The following is a 16,182-nucleotide window of genomic DNA, read 5'->3' as shown; positions in this document are numbered from 1 at the left end:
CGGTCAGTACTGCAGTTGCGCCGCCAGTCGCACAGCCGAATTGGTCTCCCCGTAGCCCTCGTATCCACCCACTCGCTGGACCACCTCGAAGAACAGGTCGTCGCCCACGGTTTCGGTGAAGAAGTGGAAGAACTCACCGCCGGTCGCGTCCGCGTCGTACAGGATCCCCAGACGCTGCATCGCGTCCAGGGTCTCGGAGCCGAGTCCGAATCGCGCGTCGAGATCGCGATAGTAGTTGGGTGAGATTCGCAGGGGGGTGAGGCCGCGTTCGGTCATTGCTCTCGCAGCGGCGTAGATGTCCTCGCACCCGAAGGCCACATGTCCGACGCCTCCGCGCCGGGCCGCGGGCAGAGGGTCCGACTCGGACGGGCGGCCGGGAACCATGTTGAGCGAGAGTCGAATTGTGCCGTTGGCGGTGGCGAGTGTGAGGGCCTGGCTACGTACCAGGCCTATCGCGTCGACGACGTCCTGGCCCTCGTGTGGCACCATGCCGAACACCGAGCGCAGCAGCAGCATCACGCCGTCCCAGCTCTCGGCAGGCACGGCGAGTGCGATGTGATCCACGTGCGAGACGCACGCCCGGTTCTCTTCCACCACCCTCGGCACCAGATCGAATGCCGATTGCCAGGCACCCGCACTGTCGCGGGTGCGTAGGTCCAGCGACGTCGCACCGGTCACGGCCAGGCGCACCACTGCATCGGTCGCGTCTGCCACTCCGGGCATGGAGACGGTGGACGCGGTGACTCCCAGTGCGCGTGCCCGAGTCAGCCACAGATCCGGGCGCTCGCTGCGAATCCCGATCTGGGCCAACGCCGGTAGGTGAGCCGGGACGCCCGGTGCGGTCCACAGCGTGTCCACCGTGGTGTCGACGGCGACGGCCAGCGGACCCTGGGTGAACAAGCTGAGTCCGTGTTCGCTGTGTGCTGCGGTCAGATCGAAGCCCAGGTGCCGCAGTGTGGTGCCCAGCTGCGCTGCCTTCGCAGGCCCTGCCGCGATCCGCAGGGAGACGACGTTCTCGATCGGACCCGGCGGTGGCGGCGCGAACAGATCGTTGCCGGCGGAGGGTGTTTCGACGCCGCGCACCTGCTCCTGGAGGTACAGCAGCGACCGATGCGCGTCGGATGCCGTACGACCGGTGTCGGAGTGCCGGAAGACGTCGTTGAAGATTTCGAGCGACCACGGGCCGGAATACCCGGAGGACACAACATCGGAACCGAATCGCGCCAGATCGAAGCTGCCCTGCCCGGGGAAGCATCGGTGGTGCCTGCTCCACTGCAGTACGTCCATCACCAGGTGCGGGGCGTCGGCCAACTGGACGAAGAAGATCTTCTCGCCGGGGATCTCGCGAATGCCTGCGGAATCGTCACCGCGAGAAAGGATGTGGAAGCTGTCCAGGCACGTTCCCAGCGCGGGATGATCGACCTGCCGGACGATGTCCCAGGCATGGCGGTAGGTGCTGACGTGGGCACCCCACGCCAACGCCTCGTACGCCAGTCGCATTCCGCGCCGATGCGCGTGCTCGGCGAGGGTTGCCATCTGTTCGACCAGCAGGGCGTCGTCACGGACGGCAGCGGCCAGGGGCGAGGAGCAGACCAAGAGCAGATCGCACCCCAACTGTTCCATCACGTCGAATTTGCGTTCGGCGCGAACGAGATTGCGGGCGAACTGTTCCGGGTCGGCCGAGTCTGCGTCGCGGAAGGGCTGATAGAGGTCGAGGGTCAAGCCGAGGTCGGCTGCTTTCTTCGCAATATCCTCGGGAAGGTCAGGTGAGCTGATCAAGTCCGGCTCGAACACCTCGAAACCGTCGAACCCGGCGTCTGCGATGGCGCGCATCTTCTCGTCGAGAGACCCACTGAGAGAGACGGTGGCCACCGACGTGGCAATGGTGCTCATGCGTGTGCACCTGCGGTGGCGCGATCCTCCTGCGCGATCAGCGCGCTCATGTGCGCGATCATTCGATCGGCGTCGGCGGTGCGTCCGGTGAATATCTCGAAGGCGTCGGCGGCCTGGAACACCGCCATTCCGGTTCCGCTGAGCGTTCTGCACCCCGCCAGGGATGCAGCAGCGAGCAATTCGGTCTCGGCCGGTCGATACACGACCTCGGCGACCCACATCCTCGGATGCAGGAGTGACTCGGGCACAGCAGATCCGGGATGTTCGACCATTCCGATCGGAGTGGCATGCACCAGGCCGGTTGCGGTTTCGAGAACGGCGGCGAGCCGGTCGAGGCCTGCCGAGAGGATCTCGACAGCGGGGAACATCACCGACAGGGACTCTCGGAGTTGTTGCGCGCGAAGCGGATCGGCGTCCACGAGAGTGAGCCTGCCTGCGCCGCGGCGGGCCATTGCATAGGCAACGGCTGCCCCAGCTCCCCCGGCACCGAGTTGCACCACGTCACCGATGTCGGCGCCGGGTAGTCCGCGGCCGAAGTTGCGATCGAAGCCGGACCAGTCGGTGTTGTGGCCGACGGCTCGGCCGTCGGCGAACACCACGGTGTTGACGGCTCCGAGCCGGGCAGCGTCCTCGGAGAGCGCATCGAGGCAGGAGATGACGCGTTGTTTGCACGGGTGCGTGATGTTGAGTCCTCGAAATCCGAGGTCCGCTGCGGTGGAAACGAGACAGGGCAGGTCCTCTACGGTCAGTCCACGGCTGTCCAGGTCGATGATCCGGTACTGGTAGGTCAGCCCGTGCTCGGAGCCCTCTCGTTCGTGCATCGCGGGCGTGAGCGACTTGCCGATACCCGTCCCGATCAGTCCGCAGAGCAGGGATTCCGGCATGTCGATCTCCTCGAGCCTTAATGTACGAATTGGTGAATTAGCTCGACGGTACTACGCGTTCGGCTCGCGCCCAACCCTTTCGCCGCAATCGGCACCGATAGAGTTGATCCATGGCTCCGCGCGCAACCGACACCTCCGACGACAGCAGCGGACCCACCGTCAAGCGTCGACGCAACAGCGACCTGACCCGGCACAACATCCTCGAGGTGGCCACCGAGGAGTTCGCGGACAAGGGCTTCGCAGGAGCGCGAATCGACGAGATCGCCGAGCGCACGCACACGACCAAGCGGATGTTGTACTACTACTTCACCGACAAGGAAGGCCTGTACAAGGCCGTACTCGAACGGTCGTACCTGCGCATTCGCGAGCGTGAACGAGACGTGGACGTCGAGGGCCTCGGACCGGTCGAGGCCATTCGCGCCATCGCATCACTGACGTTCGACCATCACGAGGAGAATCCCGACTTCATCCGCCTGGTCTCCACCGAGAACATCCTGCGCGGGGAACACATCTCCACGTCCGAGGCATTGAGCAACCTCGGCAATCCCGCCGCGGAACTGCTGTCGAACATCCTCGAGCGCGGCCAGGCCGACGGGGTGTTCCGCACCGACGTCGACGCCCTCGACGTGCATATGACGATCAGCAGCTTCTGCGTGTTCCGGCTGTCGAATCGGTACACCTTCGAGGCCCTCTTCGGCCGCGACCTCACCGATCCCCAGCATCGCGACCGTCTTCGTTCGATGCTCGGAGACATGATCATCGCGTTCCTGACCTCGCAATCTCGCTGACATTTCGCGGTTTCTCGGTAGGTCTCGTCACGTCAGGGGTTGACACGTGGCATGGATCACGTTCACTATTCAGAGGCACCCGGTGTTAACCATTTAGTACATTAGCGGTCCGATCGCCGAGAAACGCGTCGTCGACCAGCGCCTACGCTCCCCCGCCTCACGAAGAGAGACACGAGAACGATGGATTCGCACACCCCTGGCACCCACCCGACGCCGCTTCGCCCCGGGGCGAACCCGCGCAAAGCGGCGACCGCCGCGTGGGTCGGAAGCGCCCTCGAGTACTACGACTTCTTCATCTACGGCACCGCGGCCGCACTCGTCTTCGGCCGCGTGTTCTTCCCGGGTTCCAACCCGGCGACCGGCACCCTGCTGGCCCTGGCCACCTTCGGCGTCGGGTACCTCGCACGCCCGCTCGGCGCACTGGTCCTCGGCCACATCGGTGATCGCTACGGACGCAAGAAGGTCATGGTCGCCACCGTCCTGCTGATGGGTGTCGCCACCCTGGGCGTCGGCGTGCTGCCCTCGTACGAATCCATCGGCATCGCCGCGCCCATCATCCTGGTGCTGCTTCGGTTGTGCCAGGGATTCTCCGCGGGCGGTGAGCAGGCCGGAGCGAACTCGATGACGCTCGAACACGCCCCGGACAACAGGCGCGCGTTCTTCACCAGCTTCACCCTCAGCGGCACCCAAGGCGGACAGATTCTCGCCACCGCGGTATTCCTGCCCGTCGCCATGCTCCCTGAGGAAGCACTGCTCAGCTGGGGTTGGCGAATCCCGTTCTTCCTCAGTGCTTTCGTCGTCGTCGCCGCCTTCGTCATCCGCCGTTCGCTCGACGAGACACCGGTCTTCGAGGAAGCAGTGGCCTCCGACGAGCCGCAGCGCCTGCCCGTGGCCGAACTGCTCAGCGAGCATCGGCCGGCAGTGATCCGCGTCATGCTGGCCGCCGTCATCGCCTCCGTCAGCACCATCTTCACCGTCTACGCACTGTCCTACGCCGTGAACACCGTCGGCCTCGAACGCACCCCCATGCTGTGGGTCGGCGTTCTCGCCAACGTCGTCGCACTCTTCGCATTGCCCTTCTTCGGTGCACTGTCGGATCGCATCGGCCGCAAGCCGGTGTTCCTGTTCGGCTCGATCGGCTGCGCGATCCTGATGTTCGGCTACCTGTGGTCCATCTCGAGCGGCAACTACGTCCTCATCTTCGTCTTCGGCATCGTGATGTTCGGTTTCGTGCACAGCGCCACCGGCGGCGTCTGGCCCTCGTTCTACGGTGAGATGTTCCCGGCCAGGGTTCGCCTGACCGGAACCGCACTGGGAACCCAGATCGGTTTCGCCATCGCAGGTTTCGCGCCGACCATCGCAGGCGCGATCGCTGGAGCCGAGGTCGGTGCGTGGCTCCCCGTCGCGATCGTCACCGCGGTCTTCTGCACCATCAACGTCGTGATCGTCGCGACTTCGAAGGAGACCTTCCGTACCCCCACCGATGAGCTCGGTGTTCCGACCCGCACCACCGACAGCGCGCGCGTCGCGTCGGTCTGACCGAGATCGTGATCGACGCACTTCGACCTGCAGTGGCGGGCACCTGGACGGTGTTCGCCCTGCAGTATGCCAGCCGAACGGCATTGCGTAGCAAACTCTTTCATCAACGTGACGAGCGCAGTACCGAAAGCCAGACGGTGGCCTACTACGTGTGGCTCGCCCTCTCGAAGACCCGCACGGTACTGATCGACGCCGGGATTTCCCCGGCCACAGCAGAATCGACGGACGGGCTCGACTATCACGGGTCTCCCATCGACCTGCTCGGCGAACTCGGCCTGGCACCGGATGACATCGACACCTGCATCCTGACCCACCTGCACTACGACCACACCGGGGTCGTCGCAGAGCTCCCGACTGCGCGATACGTGGTGCAGCGCACAGAACACGAATACTGGACCGGGCCGTGGGCCGCCCGCATCACCCGAGAACAATGGCTGCACTCGCGAGCCGACACCGAACACATCGAAACCGCCGATCGCGGCACTCGGCTCGACCTCGTCGACGGCGATCTCGTCCTGTTCCCGGGGCTGTCCGTCCACGCAGTCGGCGGACACACCGCAGGCATGCAGGTGGTCAGAGTGAACACCGACCGCGGCCCGGTGGTGCTGGCCTCCGACGCCAGTCACTTCTACGAGAACTTCGAGGACGACAGCCCGTTCGCGATCCTGCACGCGCTGCCGGACATGTACGGGGCCTTCGACCGAATTCGAGAGCTCGCCGCCGGCACCGGCACCGTCGTACCCGGCCACGATCCTTTGGTCCGACACCGATTCCCCGCCGTGACCGACGCCCCCGGCGCGCACGCCGTGATCATCGGCTGAGTACAGCGACAACGACGAATCCCCGACCTCGCGATGAGGCCGGGGATTCGTCGTTGTTCAGCAAGTCGATCGGCGCGGATCAGGCGGACTTGTCGCGGCGCTCCGGACGCTCGGGCTTGCGCGGCACGATGGTCGGCAGCACGTTGTCGTTCACGGTCTCGGCAGTCACGACAACCTTCTCCACGTCGTCGCGGCTCGGGATGTCGTACATCACCGGAAGCAGAACTTCTTCCATGATGGCGCGCAGTCCACGAGCACCGGTTCCGCGGAGAATAGCCTGGTCGGCGATTGCGTCGAGGGCCTCGGTGGTGAACTCGAGCTCGACGCCGTCCATGTCGAACAACCGGCGGTACTGCTTGACCAGCGCATTCTTCGGCTCGGACAGAATCGTCACGAGCGATTCCTTGTCCAGGTTCGTCACCGACGCGATCATCGGCAGTCGACCGATGAACTCGGGAATGAGACCGAACTTGATCAGATCCTCCGGCATCACCTCGGCGAAGTGATCCTGAGTGTCCATCTCGGCCTTGGAGCGAACTTCGGCTCCGAATCCGAGCCCGCGCTTGCCGACCCGATCGGACACGATCTTCTCGAGTCCGGCGAATGCACCGGCGACGATGAAGAGCACGTTGGTGGTGTCGATCTGGATGAACTCCTGATGCGGGTGCTTGCGGCCACCCTGCGGCGGCACGCTGGCCTGAGTTCCTTCCAGGATCTTGAGCAGCGCCTGCTGCACGCCTTCACCGGACACGTCACGCGTGATCGACGGGTTCTCGCTCTTGCGAGCGATCTTGTCCACCTCGTCGATGTAGATGATGCCGGTCTCGGCGCGCTTGACGTCGTAGTCCGCTGCCTGGATCAGCTTGAGCAGGATGTTCTCGACATCCTCGCCCACGTAACCGGCCTCGGTGAGGGCGGTGGCGTCGGCGATGGCGAAGGGCACGTTGAGCATCTTGGCCAGAGTCTGCGCGAGGTAGGTCTTTCCGCATCCCGTCGGTCCGAGCATCAGGATGTTCGACTTCGCCAGTTCGACGGATTCGCCTCGCACGTCGCGCGCCTTGTCACCGGCCTGGATGCGCTTGTAGTGGTTGTAGACCGCTACGGCCAACGTGCGCTTGGCAGCGTCCTGACCGATCACGTAGTTCTCGAGAAAGTCCTTGATCTCGGAGGGCTTGGGAAGGTCGTCGAGCTTGACTTCGCTCGACTCGGCCAATTCCTCTTCGATGATCTCGTTGCAGAGGTCGATGCACTCGTCGCAGATGTACACCCCTGGTCCAGCGATGAGCTTCTTGACCTGCTTCTGGCTCTTGCCGCAGAAGGAGCACTTCAGCAGATCGCCACCGTCACCGATGCGTGCCATTCGGAGGTTCCTACTTCCTTGTCCGCGTACGACCCACGCCGACCGGGTGTGGCCGAAACCTTCGTGGGCTACTTCTCGGTCTGTCGTCATGCCGACTTCGGTCGACCGAGTTCTTGGATGCGACGGTACCCGTGTTCGCCGAACATGGGCGGGTTGTTTCCGGTGATTCGCCACCCGATTTCGCCGAATGCAGCATTCGGGTCGTCGATCGCGACCGCCGGGCGGAGTTTCACACTCACACCCGGCGTCGGAATCTTCTGCCGGACCTGTTCGGTCCGACCGGTGGTACTCGCTCTGCTACTTCTGGGCTGAGAGCTTGCGGTACTCGAACACGGTGTCGATGATCCCGTAGTCCTTGGCCTGTTCCGCGGTGAGGATCTTGTCGCGATCGGTGTCCTTGCGGATGACGTCGGGATCCTTGCCGGTGTGGCGGCCGAGGGTGGTCTCCATGAGTCGACGCATGCGCTCGATCTCGGCGGCCTGGATCTCCAGGTCGGACACCTGGCCCTGGATGCCACCGCTCGAGGGCTGGTGAATCAGCACGCGGGCGTTGGGCAGCGCCGCACGCTTACCGGGGGTGCCGGCGGCGAGCAGGACGGCCGCGGCCGACGCGGCCTGGCCGAGGCATACGGTCGCAACATCGGCGCGGACGTACTGCATCGTGTCGTAGATCGCCATCAGCGAGGTGAACGAGCCACCGGGCGAGTTGATGTACATCGTGATGTCTCGGTCGGGATCGAGGCCCTCGAGCACCAACAGCTGCGCCATGACGTCGTTTGCGGACGCGTCGTCGACCTGGACGCCGAGGAAGATGATGCGCTCCTCGAACAGCTTGTTGTACGGGTTCGATTCCTTCACGCCGTAGCTGGAGTGCTCGACGAAGGAGGGCAGGATGTATCGGGAGGACGGCAGCTGATTGGGGTCGAACAGGTTTGTCATCGTTTCTCCAAGATGTAAGTGATCGAGGGTCGCCGGGAGCGGCCGATTTACTCGCCGATTCCGCCGGCCTGCCGCGCACGGCTGACGACGTGATCCACGAACCCGTATTCCTTGGCGGCCTGCGCCGTGAACCAGCGGTCACGATCGGAGTCTTCGGTGATCTGCTCGACGGTCTGACCCGTGTGCAGGGCGATCAGCTCTGCCATCTCGCGCTTGGTGTGCGCGAACTGCTCGGCCATGATGGCGATGTCGGAGGCGCTGCCGCCGATACCGGCCGAAGGCTGGTGCATCATGATGCGCGCGTGCGGCAGGGCGTAACGCTTGCCCTTGGCACCGGCCGAGAGCAGGAACTGCCCCATCGAGGCAGCCAGGCCCATTCCGTAGGTCGCGATGTCGCACTCGGCGAATTCCATCGTGTCGAAAATGGCCATACCCGCGGTGACCGAGCCACCGGGCGAGTTGATGTACAGCGCGATGTCGCGGGTGGGGTCCTCGGCCGAGAGCAGCAGGATCTGAGCGCACAACTTGTTGGCGATGTCGTCGTCGACCTGGGTACCGAGGAAAATGATGCGGTTTTGAAGCAGACGCTCGTACACGGAGTCGCTGAGATTCAGCCCTGCTGCAGCCGAAGTCATGACGGGACTCTGCTGGTGCGAAGCCGCCGGATTCTGAACAGTCACGGTACCTGCCTTTTCCATAACAAATCGTTGGTTCCTGACACAGACACTAACGAAAGACGGCGGCCCCGGAGTCCCGGAACCGCCGTCGTTCGCTGTGAGCGTTACTTCTCTTGTTCGCCCTCGGAAGAATCTGCTGCTTCGACCTCGTCGGGAGCATCGGCGGGGCTGCCGAACAACTCCGCGGTGTCGACGCTCGCGCCGGTGGTGTCGGTCACGGTGACGCGCTCGACGACCGAAGCCAGCGCCTTACCGCGCTTGACATCGGCGAACACGGCACCGAGCTGGTTGGCCTGCTGCACCTGCTGAATGAACTGCTCGGGCGGCATGCCGTAGCGCTGCGCCTGGAAGATGATCCGCTCGGTGAGCTCTTCCTGCCCGACCTGCGTGTTCTCTGCTTCGGCGATCGCGTCGAGAAGGAGCTGGGTACGCACCGACTTCTCGGCACCTTCCTTGACGTCCTTGTCGAACTCCTCGCGGCTCGAACCCTGCGACTCGAGCAGCTCGGCGAGTGCTTCCTCGTTGTGGTCGAGGCCGTGGATGGCCTCGTGCACCTGGGAATCGACCTCGGCCTTGACGACAGCTTCGGGAGCCGGAATCTCGAGCGTCTCGAGCAGCGTCTCGAGCACCTTGTCGCGGATCTGACCGGCCTGCTCGACCTTCGCGACCCGTTCGACGCGCGTCTTCAGATCGGCCAGCAGCTCGTCGAACGTGTCGAACTCGCTGGCCAGCTGAGCGAACTCGTCGTCGGCCTCGGGCAGCTCGCGCTCCTTGACGGACACGACCTTGACCGTGACGACGGCTTCCTTGCCTGCGTACTCACCGGCGACCAGAGTCGAGGTGAACTCCTTCGACTCGTCCGCGGAGACGCCGATGATCGCGTCGTCGAGTCCCTCGATGAGCTGGCCGGAGCCGACCTCGTGGGACAGTCCGCTCGCGGTTGCCTCTTCCACGTTCTCGCCTTCGACGGTGGCCGAGAGATCGATCGAGACGAAGTCGCCCGACTGTACGGGACGATCGACACCGGTCAGGGTGCCGAAACGCTGGCGCAGCGACTGCAGCTGCTCGTCGACGGCCTCGTCCTTGATCTCGAGCGGATCGACGACGACGCTGATGGTCGAGTAGTCGGGCAGCTCGATCTCGGGGCGGACGTCGACCTCGGCGGTGAACGTGAGCTCGGTGCCGTCCTCGATCTTGGTGATCTCGATCTCGGGCTGGCCGATGACCTTGACCTTCTCGTTGGTCACGGCCTCGGAGTAGCGGGCGGGAAGAGCGTCGTTGACGACCTGCTCGAGAACCGCACCACGGCCGACGCGAGCCTCGAGCAACTTGGCCGGAGCCTTGCCGGGACGGAAGCCGGGGAGGCGGATCTGCTGAGCCAGAGCCTTGTACGCGCGGTCGAAATCAGGCTTGAGCTCCTCGAAGGGCACCTCAACGTTGATACGGACTCGCGTCGGGCTCAGCTGCTCGACGGTGCTCTTCACGGGACATGCTCCTTCTGGTGGTTCTTGCTTGCTGGTGGTTCTGGCTTGCTGTCTGATCTCGCTCGCCACGAACACGGCGAGCCGTGCCTGCGGCTCTCTTTTGTCGGGGTGACAGGAATTGAACCTGCGACCCTCCGCTCCCAAAGCGGATGCGCTACCAAGCTGCGCCACACCCCGTCGTACGGACACCATTGAACAGCAACCGATAGTAGCCCCCAGTGGGCGCCCCACCGATGACGTTCGGACGAACCGCTCGCGGCGGGCCGGTTTGGAATCCGGCGGCGGCGTTGGGTACAGTCTTGAAACGCAGGCGACGGAACTGGCGATCCCACGACTGTTGTTTGCATGCCGATGTAGCTCAATGGTAGAGCCCCTGTCTTCCAAACAGGCTACGCGAGTTCGATTCTCGTCATCGGCTCCATCGAAAAGCCCCGCACTGTCAGTGCGGGGCTTTTTCGTGTCCGCGTACCCTGGATGGTGTCCGAATTGTCCGTACGAACCGGGCATGCACCGTCGGCGGAAGGTCCGCAGTGGAAATCGTCCTGATCGTCATCGTCATCGCCGCAGTGGCCCTGTTGGTGCTGCGAAACAAGAAGAACTCCGCTGCGGCGGCCGAAACCGCGCTGGCCGACGCCAAGGCCGATGCCCGCCAATCGATCGAACGCCTCGGCGGTCAGGTCTACAACCTGATCGGCACGGATACACCGTCCAAGCAGGCCTTGGCCGACGCGTCCGAACGCAACATCGCCGCCGGTTCGCAGATCGATCAGGCCACCACTCCCGAACAGGCCCGACTGGCCAAGCAGACGGCGCTCGAGGGGCTCTACTACATCCGTGCCGCGCGCCTGGCGATGGGCATGGACCCGGGCCCGGAGGTGCAGGGCATCGACGGCCAGCAGCAGGCGGGGCGAGTCACCGAGGATCGCAAGGTCGACTTCGAGGGCCGTGAGATCGCGGCGTCACCGGATCCGTCCGATCGCACCCCGAACTACTACCCGGGTGGCCGAGTCGCCGGCCGTCCGGTACCCGCAGGTTGGTACTCCGAGCCCTGGTGGCGTCCGGCCCTGGTCGCAGGTGCCTGGGGAATGGGGTCGATGTTCCTGTTCTCGGCCATGTTCTCCGGCATGGCCGGGGTTCCGGAAGAGACTGCGGCCGGCGGCGACACGGGAGCCGACGGCGGGGGCGATGGGTCCGGCGACGACTACTCCGGCGGCGACACGGAATACGGTGCCATGGACGACGGCGGCGGTGGAGGCATGTTCGACGGCGGAGGCGATTTCGGCGGTGGAGGCGACTTCGGCGGGTTCTAGGTCGCCTGACAGACCGGGCACCAGAACAGGTTTCGAGCCTGCATCACCGAGTGCAGGATGTCGGCTCCGCACACTCGGCAGGGATATCCCTGCCTGCGGTAGACGTACGAGCGCGGTCGCCGGGCACCGTAGGTGTCGCCGTGATCGTCCACTGGTCGGATGGTGATGATGCGACCGCGTCGGACACCGATCTTCATCAGTTCGACGAGGTCGAACCAGATCGCGTCCCACTCGGATCGGTCGAGGTCCTTGCCCGGGCGCATGGGGTTGATCTCGTGCCGGAACAGAATCTCGGCGCGGTAGACGTTTCCGACGCCGGCGAGCACCTTCTGATCCATCAGCAACGTGCCGATTGCTGTGCGCGACTTGGAGATTCGTGCCCACGCCCTCTCCGGGTCGGCGTCCTTACGCAGCGGGTCCGGTCCCAACCGCGCCACCAGAGCGTCGACCTGCTCTTCGGTGTAGATCTCGCAGGCCGTGGGGCCGCGCAGGTCGGTTCCGTATTTCTCCCCCACCATGCGCAGCCGCACGGCACCCACCGGATCGTCCAGTGGCACGGCCTGTTCGGTGAACTTCCCGTACAGGCCGAGATGGATGTGCACGATCAGATCGGACTCGTATCGGTGCAGCAGATGCTTGCCCCAGGCCTCGGCCCTCTCCAGTACGAGACCGTCGATCAGCGCGGCACCGGAGGTGAAGCGCCCCTGCGGGCTACTCACCTCGACCGGTGCCCCACCGAACCGACGTTGATGCAACCGAGCCAGTCGGTGCAGGGTGTGCCCCTCGGGCACCTACTCGGGCTTTCCCGGCACGACGGGTGCCTCGCCGCTGCGCTCGTACTCGGACAGGATGTCGATGCGGCGCTGGTGGCGCTCCTCGCCCGAGAACGGAGTACCGAGGAAGGCATCGACGATGGCGAGGGCTTCCGGAAGGGTGTGCATGCGGCCACCGATGCCGATGAGCTGGGCGTCGTTGTGCTCGCGCGCCAACTTGGCGGTCTCGACGCTCCACGCCAGCGCGCAGCGAGCGCCCGGCACCTTGTTGGCTGCGATCTGCTCGCCGTTTCCGGAACCGCCGAGCACCAGGCCGCGGCTACCCGGGTCGGCGACGACGCGGCGTGCTGCGTCGATGCAGAATGCCGGGTAGTCGTCGACGGGGTCGTAGTCGAAGGCACCGCAGTCGACGGGCTCGTGCCCGGTTGCCGTCAGGTGTTCGATGATCTGATTCTTGAACTCGAGGCCGGCGTGGTCGGCACCCAGGTATACGCGCATGCCTAGAGTCTGACAGGTGAACTCCGAAGCCGAGAAATTCGCCGGTGTGGACGGCGCGAAAGGCGCGTGGGTGGTCGCGTTCTTCGCCGAGGCGACGGTGACGTGGATCGAGTGTGCGTCGGTGACGGAGGTGCTCGAGGTGACACGGGACTGCGCACGGGTGGGCGTCGACATGCCGCTGTCGTTGCCCGAACACGGCTATCGCCTCGGCGAACTGGAGGCGAAGACGTTTCTCGGTACAGCGCGGAGTTCGATCTTTCACACGCCGGTCGTCGACGTACTCGCCGCCGAGTCGTATCCCGAAGCGTGTGCCGTTTCTCGGCAGCTCACCGGCAAGGCGATCAGCAAGCAGACGTGGCACATCCTGCCTTCCGTGAAGGCGTGGCGCGATGCGGACTTCGACCCGGACAGGTACGTCGAGGTACATCCCGAATGCTCGTTCCGGGCCATGTCACCGACGACGACGTTCGCGTCGAAGAAGACCGGCCGGGGCGTCGGGCAGCGGTTGTCCGCCCTGATGCGCTGGAGCGAACACGTGGATCTGGCGGATCTACCGCCAGGACCCGCCGTCGACGACTTCCTCGACGCGGCCGCAGCGGCGTGGTCGGCAAGGCGATTTCACGTCGGCGAGCATCTGACGTTCGGTACCGAGGACGGCTCGGATCGGATCGTGGCCTAGCGCCCCTCGTGCGTGAAAGCTCGACTCCTACGGGCTGTTTCAATTTGATGGTGGGGCGTCTCGAGTGTCGAGGCGCCCCATCGTTGTGGGTGGGCGAGAATGTGGTGGTGGCGAAGGGGTATCGACCGGTCGATCGTGATCAACAGTTTCTGATTCCACCGGACATGCGCGAGTGGTTACCGGCGGAGCATCCGGTGTGGACGCTCATCGACATCGTCGATACTCATCTCGACACCTCGGCGTTTCATACCGGGCGTCGACTCGGTGGTGTCGGGCGCGCCGGATACGACCCGGACATGTTGCTCACGTTGCTGATCTGGTCCTGGTCGCAGGGCCAACGATCCTCACGCCGGATCGAGTCCGCGTGCGCCGACGTGGTGTCCTACCGGGTGATCTGCGCTGGTGACATCCCCGATCATGTGACGATCTCTCGGTTCCGTAAAGACAACCACGCGGCCTGCGCGGCTTTGTTCGCGCAGGTGCTGATCCTGGCCGCGCGGGTGGGATTGGGGTCGTTGGGAACCATCGCCCTCGACGGAGTCAAGATCGCCTCGAACGCGTCGCTGTCGGCGAATCGCAGCGAATCCGGGTTGCGTGCGGCGGCCGAGGCCGAGGCTGCGAAGATCGCCGCCGCGGCGGCCGCAGCGCACGCCGCGGGCGATGACGCCGACGACGAGCTCTACGGCCCGGACGATCCGGGCCCCGGCCACGTCCCGAAAGACCTGGCCGACCCGAAGTCTCGGTCGGCGCGGATCGCCGAAGCACTGGCCCAGATCGAGGCCGAGAAGGCAGCGGCGCGAGCAGCCGAGCAGGCCGCGGCGAAGGGCCATCTCGAGCGGATGGAGGCGGGCGCAAAGATCATCGGTCAGTCTCCGGTCGGTGCTGCGGTCGACGCAGCGGAGATCCGGTTGCAGCGTGCACGGCAGGTCAGGGTGCAGATGAGCGCTGACTACGAGGCCAAAGTTGCGGCACTGGGTGCTCGTGGGGCGAAGCCGAAAGGAACTGCTCCGGTGCCGGTGGAGTCTCATTACACGGTGGTGCGGGCGCGGGCGGCGTTGGCGAAAGCTCGAGCCCGCCGACGTGACCGGGAGAACAGTGCGCCGGTGATCTGCCGCAACATCACCGATCCGCAGTCGCGAGTGCAGCCGATCCGTGGTGGCGGATGGGTGCAGGGTTACAACTGTCAAGCATTCACCACCGAGGACGGGATCATCATCGCGACCGGTGTCGGGATCAACCCCAACGACTCCGGTTACTACCCGGACATGGTCGCGAAGGCCATCGCTGCCGCCGACACGATCGTCGCGACGAAAACTGCCACAGATTCACCGCCGGTCACCGACACGGTCTGCGGATCCGATGCCGGTGCCGGTGAGGCTGCGATCGGGATCATGCTTTTCGATGCCGGGTACTGCTCGAACGCCAATCTCGATGCACCCGGCCCGGACAGGTTGATCGCCACCGGCACCACCCGTGATCTCGAAGCCGCTGCCCACGCCGCCGCGGCGAGCAACACCGAAGATGCACCGGTGCAACAGAGTTCGCTCGATAAGATGCGGGAGAGGTTGGCGACACCGGACGGGATCGCGACCTACCGCACACGCTCGCATATCGCCGAGACACCGTTCGGGCATGCCAAACACAATCTCGGATTTCGTCGCTTCACAGGTCGAGGACTCGACCGAGCGGCCAGTGAATGGTCATTTCACGCAGCGGTTCACAACATCGGCAAAATCCTCACCCGCCTCGCGGCCGCCCCCACAACGGCACCGGCCTGAACAGTGAGTGACCGGGCCCTACCGGGCCCGGCCACACCGACCGACCTCACACAGCCGATCAGTTCACCCGCTCACTCGCGCCAAAACGCAACGGCCCGCCTACTACGAGTTTCCACGCACGAGGGCAGCGCTGTCAGTCGAACTGCGGGTCCTCGTTGCGGCTGCGCTTGAGCTCGAAGAAGTGCGGGTACGACGCGAAGATCACCGATGCGTCCCAGAGTTTGCCTGCCTCTTCGCCGCGCGGGATCCGGGAGAGTACAGGGCCGAAGAAGGCAACGCCGTTGACGTGAATGGTCGGGGTGCCGACATCAGGTCCGACCTTGTCCATACCGGCATGATGACTGGTCCGCAGGTCCTCGTCGTAGTCCGTGCTCTCGGCGGCCTTCGCCAGGTCACCGGGCAGGTCCAGTTCTGCCAACGACTCCGCGATCACGACGTCGAAATCCTTGTTGCCCTCGTTGTGAATTCGCGTTCCCATGGCCGCATACAGCGGCGCGAGGATCTCGTCACCCTTCAGCTTGGCTGCGGCGATCGCCACGCGGACCGGCCCCCATGCCTTCTTCATCATCGCGGCGTACTCCTCGGGCAGATCGCGACCCTCGTTGAGCACCGCCAGGCTCATGACGTGGAAGTTCACGTCGATGTCTCGCACCTGCTGCACCTCGAGAATCCACCGCGAGGTGATCCAACACCACGGGCACAGTGGGTCGAACCAAAAATCCGCAGTGTCTTTCTGTCCTGAACCGGCCACTGTCCTAC

The 16,182-nt window shown here is 64.8% G+C and carries 16 protein-coding genes and 2 tRNA genes; 7 read left to right on the top strand and 11 right to left on the bottom strand.

The window, feature by feature from the left end:
* Window positions 1-3 precede the first annotated feature (3 nt).
* Complete coding sequence (locus AYK61_RS00860; protein WP_121869458.1) at window positions 4-1,893, bottom strand: sugar phosphate isomerase/epimerase and 4-hydroxyphenylpyruvate domain-containing protein; 1,890 nt, start codon at window positions 1,891-1,893, stop codon at window positions 4-6.
* On the bottom strand, window positions 1,890-2,777 hold the full coding sequence (locus AYK61_RS00855) for a shikimate dehydrogenase (protein WP_121869457.1): 888 nt from the start codon (window positions 2,775-2,777) through the stop codon (window positions 1,890-1,892). The genes AYK61_RS00860 and AYK61_RS00855 overlap by 4 nt, the downstream gene beginning before the upstream one ends.
* 110 nt (window positions 2,778-2,887) lie before the next feature.
* Between AYK61_RS00855 and AYK61_RS00850 the strand changes: the two genes are divergently transcribed.
* The 3 genes from AYK61_RS00850 (at window position 2,888) to AYK61_RS00840 (ending at window position 5,925) form a co-directional block, all read left to right on the top strand.
* Window positions 2,888-3,565, top strand: coding sequence for a TetR/AcrR family transcriptional regulator (locus AYK61_RS00850; protein ID WP_121869456.1), 678 nt, complete (start codon window positions 2,888-2,890; stop codon window positions 3,563-3,565).
* A gap of 180 nt (window positions 3,566-3,745) precedes the next feature.
* A complete protein-coding gene (locus tag AYK61_RS00845) occupies window positions 3,746-5,104 on the top strand; it encodes an MFS transporter (protein WP_121869455.1) in 1,359 nt (452 codons plus the stop codon).
* Between the two features lie 8 nt (window positions 5,105-5,112).
* Complete coding sequence (locus AYK61_RS00840; protein ID WP_259467885.1) at window positions 5,113-5,925, top strand: N-acyl homoserine lactonase family protein; 813 nt, start codon at window positions 5,113-5,115, stop codon at window positions 5,923-5,925.
* Between the two features lie 79 nt (window positions 5,926-6,004).
* On the opposite strand, the gene clpX is transcribed toward AYK61_RS00840, so the two are convergent.
* The 6 genes from clpX to AYK61_RS00815 form a co-directional block, all read right to left on the bottom strand.
* Window positions 6,005-7,285, bottom strand: a complete 1,281-nt coding sequence (gene clpX / locus AYK61_RS00835; RefSeq protein WP_121869453.1) for an ATP-dependent Clp protease ATP-binding subunit ClpX — start codon at window positions 7,283-7,285, stop codon at window positions 6,005-6,007.
* A gap of 86 nt (window positions 7,286-7,371) precedes the next feature.
* Window positions 7,372-7,518 (bottom strand): hypothetical protein, encoded by a 147-nt coding sequence (locus AYK61_RS27155; protein WP_155292938.1) that lies wholly within the window; start codon window positions 7,516-7,518, stop codon window positions 7,372-7,374.
* Between the two features lie 64 nt (window positions 7,519-7,582).
* A complete protein-coding gene (locus tag AYK61_RS00830) occupies window positions 7,583-8,224 on the bottom strand; it encodes an ATP-dependent Clp protease proteolytic subunit (RefSeq protein ID WP_008715342.1) in 642 nt (213 codons plus the stop codon).
* Window positions 8,225-8,271: 47 nt separating this feature from the next.
* Window positions 8,272-8,922, bottom strand: a complete 651-nt coding sequence (locus AYK61_RS00825; RefSeq protein WP_082898933.1) for an ATP-dependent Clp protease proteolytic subunit — start codon at window positions 8,920-8,922, stop codon at window positions 8,272-8,274.
* Between the two features lie 83 nt (window positions 8,923-9,005).
* Window positions 9,006-10,385: a trigger factor gene (gene tig, locus AYK61_RS00820; RefSeq protein ID WP_183130117.1), complete on the bottom strand. Its 1,380-nt coding sequence runs from the start codon at window positions 10,383-10,385 to the stop codon at window positions 9,006-9,008.
* A 103-nt stretch (window positions 10,386-10,488) separates the two neighbouring features.
* Window positions 10,489-10,562 (bottom strand) — tRNA-Pro (locus AYK61_RS00815).
* A 170-nt stretch (window positions 10,563-10,732) separates the two neighbouring features.
* Here AYK61_RS00815 and AYK61_RS00810 point away from each other — a divergent pair.
* Window positions 10,733-10,806, top strand: a tRNA-Gly gene (locus AYK61_RS00810).
* Between the two features lie 109 nt (window positions 10,807-10,915).
* Window positions 10,916-11,695: a DUF1542 domain-containing protein gene (locus AYK61_RS00805; RefSeq protein WP_121869451.1), complete on the top strand. Its 780-nt coding sequence runs from the start codon at window positions 10,916-10,918 to the stop codon at window positions 11,693-11,695.
* On the opposite strand, the gene AYK61_RS00800 is transcribed toward AYK61_RS00805, so the two are convergent.
* Both AYK61_RS00800 and AYK61_RS00795 read right to left on the bottom strand, forming a co-directional pair.
* On the bottom strand, window positions 11,692-12,486 hold the full coding sequence (locus AYK61_RS00800; RefSeq protein WP_121869450.1) for an Fpg/Nei family DNA glycosylase: 795 nt from the start codon (window positions 12,484-12,486) through the stop codon (window positions 11,692-11,694). The genes AYK61_RS00805 and AYK61_RS00800 overlap by 4 nt on opposite strands.
* A complete protein-coding gene (locus tag AYK61_RS00795) occupies window positions 12,487-12,966 on the bottom strand; it encodes a ribose-5-phosphate isomerase (protein WP_037193169.1) in 480 nt (159 codons plus the stop codon).
* A 16-nt stretch (window positions 12,967-12,982) separates the two neighbouring features.
* Here AYK61_RS00795 and AYK61_RS00790 point away from each other — a divergent pair, with 16 nt between their 5' ends.
* Together AYK61_RS00790 and AYK61_RS00785 are read left to right on the top strand one after the other, a co-directional pair.
* Entirely contained in the window at window positions 12,983-13,645 is a 663-nt protein-coding gene (locus AYK61_RS00790) for a DUF429 domain-containing protein (RefSeq protein ID WP_121869449.1), read from the top strand.
* A 47-nt stretch (window positions 13,646-13,692) separates the two neighbouring features.
* Complete coding sequence (locus AYK61_RS00785; RefSeq protein WP_183130116.1) at window positions 13,693-15,423, top strand: transposase; 1,731 nt, start codon at window positions 13,693-13,695, stop codon at window positions 15,421-15,423.
* A 133-nt stretch (window positions 15,424-15,556) separates the two neighbouring features.
* Here AYK61_RS00785 and AYK61_RS00780 read toward each other — a convergent pair whose 3' ends face one another.
* Complete coding sequence (locus AYK61_RS00780) at window positions 15,557-16,174, bottom strand: DsbA family protein (protein WP_121869448.1); 618 nt, start codon at window positions 16,172-16,174, stop codon at window positions 15,557-15,559.
* Window positions 16,175-16,182 lie beyond the last annotated feature (8 nt).

The sequence above is a fragment of the Rhodococcus sp. SBT000017 genome (assembly GCF_003688915.1).
Taxonomy (GTDB): domain Bacteria; phylum Actinomycetota; class Actinomycetes; order Mycobacteriales; family Mycobacteriaceae; genus Rhodococcoides.
Note: the sequence above shows the minus strand (reverse complement) of the source record. Positions and strands in the feature narration are given on the sequence as shown.

Coding starts and splice junctions, on each gene's coding strand:
- AYK61_RS00860 (WP_121869458.1), bottom strand. CDS start 1,893: ATGAGCACCATTGCCACGTCGGTGGCCACCGTCTCTCTCAGTGGGTCT.
- AYK61_RS00855 (WP_121869457.1), bottom strand. CDS start 2,777: ATGCCGGAATCCCTGCTCTGCGGACTGATCGGGACGGGTATCGGCAAG.
- AYK61_RS00850 (WP_121869456.1), top strand. CDS start 2,888: ATGGCTCCGCGCGCAACCGACACCTCCGACGACAGCAGCGGACCCACC.
- AYK61_RS00845 (WP_121869455.1), top strand. CDS start 3,746: ATGGATTCGCACACCCCTGGCACCCACCCGACGCCGCTTCGCCCCGGG.
- clpX (WP_121869453.1), bottom strand. CDS start 7,285: ATGGCACGCATCGGTGACGGTGGCGATCTGCTGAAGTGCTCCTTCTGC.
- AYK61_RS00830 (WP_008715342.1), bottom strand. CDS start 8,224: ATGACAAACCTGTTCGACCCCAATCAGCTGCCGTCCTCCCGATACATC.
- AYK61_RS00825 (WP_082898933.1), bottom strand. CDS start 8,922: ATGGAAAAGGCAGGTACCGTGACTGTTCAGAATCCGGCGGCTTCGCAC.
- AYK61_RS00795 (WP_037193169.1), bottom strand. CDS start 12,966: ATGCGCGTATACCTGGGTGCCGACCACGCCGGCCTCGAGTTCAAGAAT.
- AYK61_RS00785 (WP_183130116.1), top strand. CDS start 13,693: ATGGTGGGGCGTCTCGAGTGTCGAGGCGCCCCATCGTTGTGGGTGGGC.